Source organism: Synechococcus sp. R8-2 (genome assembly GCF_047461715.1).
GTDB lineage: Bacteria > Cyanobacteriota > Cyanobacteriia > Thermostichales > Thermostichaceae > Thermostichus.
In genome coordinates, this window is sequence record NZ_JANSHQ010000512.1 from 1 (window position 1) to 5,245 (window position 5,245).

The window sequence follows — 5,245 nt, forward strand, 5'->3', positions numbered from 1 at the left end:
GATGGTCAGCTTGGTGGTGGGGGTGGGGCTGGCCCATGTGCGCTACGGCCTGCTGCAAGAGCCGGGAGGGATGGGGCTGTGGCCGGTGGAGAGGGATCCCTCTACTCAGCTCATTGAAATTGAGCAGTTGCGGCAGCGGTTTCGGACGGATCCCCGCCTGGCTCAGGCCCTTGAGGAGGCAGAGTTCGTTTTTACCAATGCCTATTTTTTGGGCGGTCAGATCGCCATGGCCCTGGCTCCGCTGACGGACAAGCCTCTGACCTGCCTGGATGCGGATTTGCGGGGCTTTGCCTTTTGGTCGCAGCCGCAGGACTGGCTGGGGCAGGATGGGCTGCTCATCACTTCCAAGTTGTTCCAGCCGAGGGCAGGGATCCCAGCCACCTATGGCGACTACTTTGCCCAAATCGAGCCTGTGGCCGAGGTTCCCCTGGTGCGGGCAGGGGCGGTGGCGCAAACCTTTCAGGTGTACCTGGCTCGACAGATGCGCAAGCCCTATCCCCGCCCTTATTCCCGCCTGCAATAACAGCAGAGGACATCCTGGGCAAAGCTAGAGGGGGCGATGTCTGTCGAACCAGCGCATCAGCATTGCAGCCAAGCGTTCGGGGTTGTGGCGCACTAAGCCGGTCTCTGGATCCTCTTGCATGACGTTAGCCAAAACGGCGCGGCAGCCCAGGTAAGCCAGTTTGTCGGGATCCAACACCACAAACTCAGAACCGCTGCGGCGGTAATGCTCCAAAGCACGTGGGGAGGGTGGCTCCCGCTGCACCAGCACGCCGTCAAATAGGCGCACTCCTGCCACCCGATCCAAAGCCATGACGTGATCCCCAACGGTATAGCCGTCGGTTTCCCCCGGCTCGGTCATGATGTTGCAGACGTAGATGTGGGGGGCCATATTTTTGGCCAGAGCTTCCACAATTTCCGGTACCAACAGGTTAGGGATGATGCTGGTGTAGAGGCTACCCGGCCCCAGCACCACAAACTCTGCCGCCTCAATAGCCTCGATGACTTCCGGTAGGGCGGGAGGGTTGGGGGGGTCACAGCCGATTCGGCAAATGCGTCCTCCGGCTTTGGCAATGTTGGACTCTCCCACCACGCGGCGGCCATCGCTCAGCTCCGCCCAAAGGGTGACATCCGCCAGGGTGGCCGGCAGCACCCGCCCCTGAATGGCCAAGACTTGTGAGGTGGCAGTGATGGCCCGAATCAAGTCGCCGCCGGTTACCGCGGTGAGGGCAGTGATGAACAAATTGCCGAAGCTGTGGCCGCTTAGCCCTTCCCCCGACTGGAAGCGATATTGAAACAGCTCGGTGAGCAGCTTTTCCTCGTTGGCCAGAGCAGTCAGACAGTTGCGGATATCGCCGGGGGGCAAAACGCCGATCTCCCGCCGCAGACGCCCTGAGGATCCCCCGTCATCGGCCACCGTGACAATGGCTGTGATGTTGGAGCTGTAGCGCTTCAGACCCCGCAGCAGGTTGGAGAGGCCGGTGCCGCCCCCCAGTACCACAATGCGGGGACCACGGCTGAGACGCCGCCGCGACAACAGCTTATCCACCAGCGCTTCATCTCCCTCGGGGATCAGCACATCCTCGATGGAGCGCATGGCGCTGCGAAACCCCAGCACCACCATCACCAGCCCGATCCCAGTCACCAGGGGGCCACTGATGTTGTTCGGGATCCAAGTGGTGATCAGGCGCAGGGTGATGTCGATCAGCCGCTTCAGGCGAAAGATGGGGGTCAACTCCGTCCAGATGGCAATGCCCAGCACCATCAGCAGCACGCCCCCAACCGCCAGGCTCAGCCAGCGTTTGACAGCCAAACCGGGAAAGAGCCATTTCCAGCCACTTCCCGACCAAGCAGCCTTGCGGCGACGAATGCCCCAAACAGGGGACTTGTTGCTGGGCAGGGGCTTAGCCATGGGAAGGTGCAGGAACGCCGGCCAAAGGGATCCTAACCTGTTGCTGGGCAACGCCGGCTTCGCCGGGCGCCGGGCCAAAGCGGGCTTCCAGCTCCCGCTGAGAGTCGAGCAGATGGCGATGCTGAACCTGAACATTCAGGTCGGGAAGAACGTGGTTGCCGGCAGGGACAGTCCAAGGCTGCAAATCCTGGGCCAGGCGCTCCACCAGGGCCACCGAGCGGTGCTGACCGCCGGTACAGCCGATAGCCAAAGTCAGGTGGGGGCGACGCTCTGCGCGGTAGTGGGGCCAAAACGCTTTGATCAGGGACAAGATGTGCTGGTAGGTGGATTGTGTGATGGGATCCGCAAACAAGAACTCCTGCAGCAGGGGATCCTGCCCGGTAAGGCGGCGCAGATGGGGCTGAAAGAAGGGGTTGGGCAAAAAGCGCACATCAAATAGCAAGTTGGCATCGGGGGGAACGCCGTACTTGAAACCGAAGCTGACCAACCTTAGGTTGAGGGGCTGGGGGATCCCTTGCACCAAAGCTTGCAATTGCTGCCGCAGTTGCTGGGCATTGAGGTCGGAGGTATCCAACCAGTGGGTGCAGCGTTCCCGCACCGGGGCCAGAGCCAGCCGCTCTTGCTCAATGGCCTCCCACAAACCGGCAGCTTCCCCGTAGGGATGGGGACGGCGGTGGGCGCTGAGACGGTTGAGCAACACTGGGGAGCGGGCCTCCAAGAATAGGAAAGGGATCCCTTGCGATTGCACCCAAGCAGCCAGGGTGGGAACTTGATCCCGGTACTCCTGGGCGTGGAGATTCAAGCTGATGGCCAAAGCAGCGTGATGGGTCCGCATCGCCTCAACCAAGGGGATCACCTGGGCAGGCGGGATCCCTTCTAGGCCGGTGTACCCCAGTTGTTCCAACTGCTGGATGGCCAAAGTTTTCCCGGATCCCGTCAGGCCGGCAATGACCAGAACGGGGGGCGCGACTGACATGGGTTTATCCTGCATGGAGCTTATTCTAGGGCGAGGGGCGGCCAAAACAAGTGCTGCAAGGGAGGGATCCCTGCCGGCTCAGCCATACAGGGCGCCCAGAAACCATCCTCTCAGGTTGGCGAGGCTTTGGTAGCTTTTTTATCCATTTTCTCATCCGGTGCCGCCGGTCTCAGGAGGGGAGCGCTGGGGCAGAGATCCACCAAAAAACATTGCTGGCACAGAGGCTTGCGGGCAGTGCAGACGGCCCGCCCGTGGTCGATCAGACGGATAGACCAGTTCTCCCAATCCGCCTGCGGCAACAACTGCATCAGATCCTTTTCGACGCGCACGGGATCCTCGTGCTCAGTGAGGCCGAGGCGGCGGCTGAGGCGCTTAACATGGGTATCGACGGTAACCCCGGCATGGATGCCAAAAGCATGAGCCAACACCACATTGGCCGTCTTGCGGGCTACGCCGGGTAGGGTGAGCAGCTCCGGCATGGTGCGGGGCACTTGGCCACCGAAATGGCTTAAGATCCTGCGGCAGGCTTCCTGAATGTGTTTGGCCTTGTTGCGATAGAAGCCGGTGGAATGGATGAGAGCCTCGATCTCCTCTCGCGGCGCTGTCGCCAGGGCCTGGGCATCCGGGAAGCGACGAAACAGCTCTGGCGTTACCTGATTCACCCGCTCATCCGTACACTGAGCCGAGAGGATGGTTGCCACCAAGAGCTGCAGCGGCGTCTGGTAGTGGAGGGCACAGGTGGAGTTGGGGTAGTGGCGCTTCAGCCGGAGCAGGATCTCCAAAGCTCGCTGGCGCAAGGCCCGTTTGCTGGCCATCTTCCCCTAGCCCGACCCGGTGACAATGGCGAGGGTGTCTTTGAAGATCAGCACCACCCCCAATCCCAGCAACAACACCAAGCCCGTCTGCATCACCCGCTCCTCCAGATGCTTGGGCAGCCGTTTGCCGCGAATCGCCTCCAGGATCAAAAAGGCAATGTGTCCCCCGTCCAAGGCGGGCAGGGGCAACAGGTTGAGAAAGGCCAGATTAATGCTAATCAAAGCGGTGAAATTAAACAGGCTGGCGGCGTCATCGCGGGCCAGATCCGCCCCAATCTTGACGATCCCCACCGGGCCGGAGACCTGAGCAGCCGTGCTTTGGAAATTCTGCAGCAACTGCTGCAGGCCGTTCAGATTGAGCATCACCACCCGCTGGTAGGCATTTCCCGCCTCCGTGAGGATCTCAGCCACACTCTGAGGGGGACGCAAGGTCACCTCCTGGTGGGGGGCCAAGGTCACTCCAATGGCCACCGTCTCTCCCCGCACCTCTGGGATCACCGTCAATTGCAGGGGATCCCCTTCCCCACGCTGCACCTCCAGGGGAATGGGCCGGTTCTCGCTGCTGCGGATCAGCACCTGAAAATCGTTCAGAGCTGCCAAGGCCGCCGTCTCGTCGGCAATCCCCCTGTAATCGCGATCGGCTGCCTGCAACACCACATCCCCTGCCTTCAGGCCGGCCCGCTCCGCCGGGCTATCGGGCATCACCTGAGGGATGAGAATGCCGGGATGGAGGCGCGTTACCGAGGGGATCCCCACCGAGGCGAACATCAACACCAGCACCAGATAGGCGAAGAGCAGGTTGGCCATCACCCCTGCACTCATCACCACCAGGCGATCCAGCACGGGGCGGTTTTTCAGCAGATCCGGGTCGTCGGGGGGGTAGGGAGAATGTTCATCCTCGTCAGGAAAGCCCACGTAGCCCCCCAGCGGCAGGGCGCGAATGGCGTACTCTGTCTCCTTGCCCTGGTATCGCCACAACACCGGGCCAAACCCCAGCGAGAAGCGGTTGACGTGGATCCCTTGGAGTTTGGCTGCCGCAAAGTGCCCTGCCTCATGCACCAGGATCAGCAGGGCGAGAATGGCGATGGAGAGGAGAACAGACATGCGCTAGCTCTGAAGAAGGCACAGAAGAAAGAAGTGGGGAGCAGAGAGCCACCCGAGGCTATTTATCAAGGCACATAGTCCAACACATGATAAAGAACCCTAAAGGAATCTCACAAAAACCTACAGGGCCCCTCAGAATACCTGCTCCACCTCCAAAATATCGGGAATGCTCTCCCGCAACTTGCGCTCAATGCCCATCTTTAGAGTCATGGTCGAGCTGGGGCAGGCTCCACAGGCCCCCTGCAAGCGCAGCTTGACCACCGGGCCATCGATTTCCACCAATTCCACATTGCCCCCATCGGCCATCAAGTAAGGACGCAGCTCGTTCAGGACTTTCTCGACGTTCTCGGTATTGAGTTCCAGTGCTTGTGCCATGGTTGCTTTTAGCCTCGTTGAGATTTGGATTGTAGCGGTTTCTGATACATTCACGCTGAACTC

Annotated in this window: 5 protein-coding genes and 1 pseudogene; 1 reads left to right on the forward strand and 5 read right to left on the reverse strand. The window is 60.8% G+C overall.

The window, feature by feature from the left end; genetic code table 11:
- Positions 1–523 (forward strand): annotated as a pseudogene (locus NW819_RS11680) (glycosyltransferase); the annotation flags it as partial.
- A 24-nt stretch (positions 524–547) separates the two neighbouring features.
- Here the strand turns inward: NW819_RS11680 and NW819_RS11685 are convergent.
- The 5 genes from NW819_RS11685 to NW819_RS11705 all read right to left on the reverse strand — a co-directional run bounded on the left by NW819_RS11685 (position 548) and on the right by NW819_RS11705 (position 5,182).
- Positions 548–1,912: a gluconeogenesis factor YvcK family protein gene (locus NW819_RS11685; protein ID WP_414356608.1), complete on the reverse strand. Its 1,365-nt coding sequence runs from the start codon at positions 1,910–1,912 to the stop codon at positions 548–550.
- Entirely contained in the window at positions 1,905–2,888 is a 984-nt protein-coding gene (gene rapZ / locus NW819_RS11690) for an RNase adapter RapZ (protein WP_414413846.1), read from the reverse strand. Before rapZ ends, NW819_RS11685 begins: the two co-directional genes overlap by 8 nt.
- 110 nt (positions 2,889–2,998) lie before the next feature.
- Positions 2,999–3,703 carry an endonuclease III gene (gene nth, locus NW819_RS11695; protein WP_414413847.1) on the reverse strand — a complete coding sequence of 235 codons (705 nt, stop codon included), beginning with the start codon at positions 3,701–3,703 and terminating at the stop codon, positions 2,999–3,001.
- A 6-nt stretch (positions 3,704–3,709) separates the two neighbouring features.
- Positions 3,710–4,807 (reverse strand): RIP metalloprotease RseP, encoded by a 1,098-nt coding sequence (gene rseP, locus NW819_RS11700; protein WP_414413848.1) that lies wholly within the window; start codon positions 4,805–4,807, stop codon positions 3,710–3,712.
- A gap of 132 nt (positions 4,808–4,939) precedes the next feature.
- Positions 4,940–5,182: a NifU family protein gene (locus tag NW819_RS11705; protein ID WP_011432622.1), complete on the reverse strand. Its 243-nt coding sequence runs from the start codon at positions 5,180–5,182 to the stop codon at positions 4,940–4,942.
- Between the last annotated feature and the right edge of the window lie 63 nt (positions 5,183–5,245).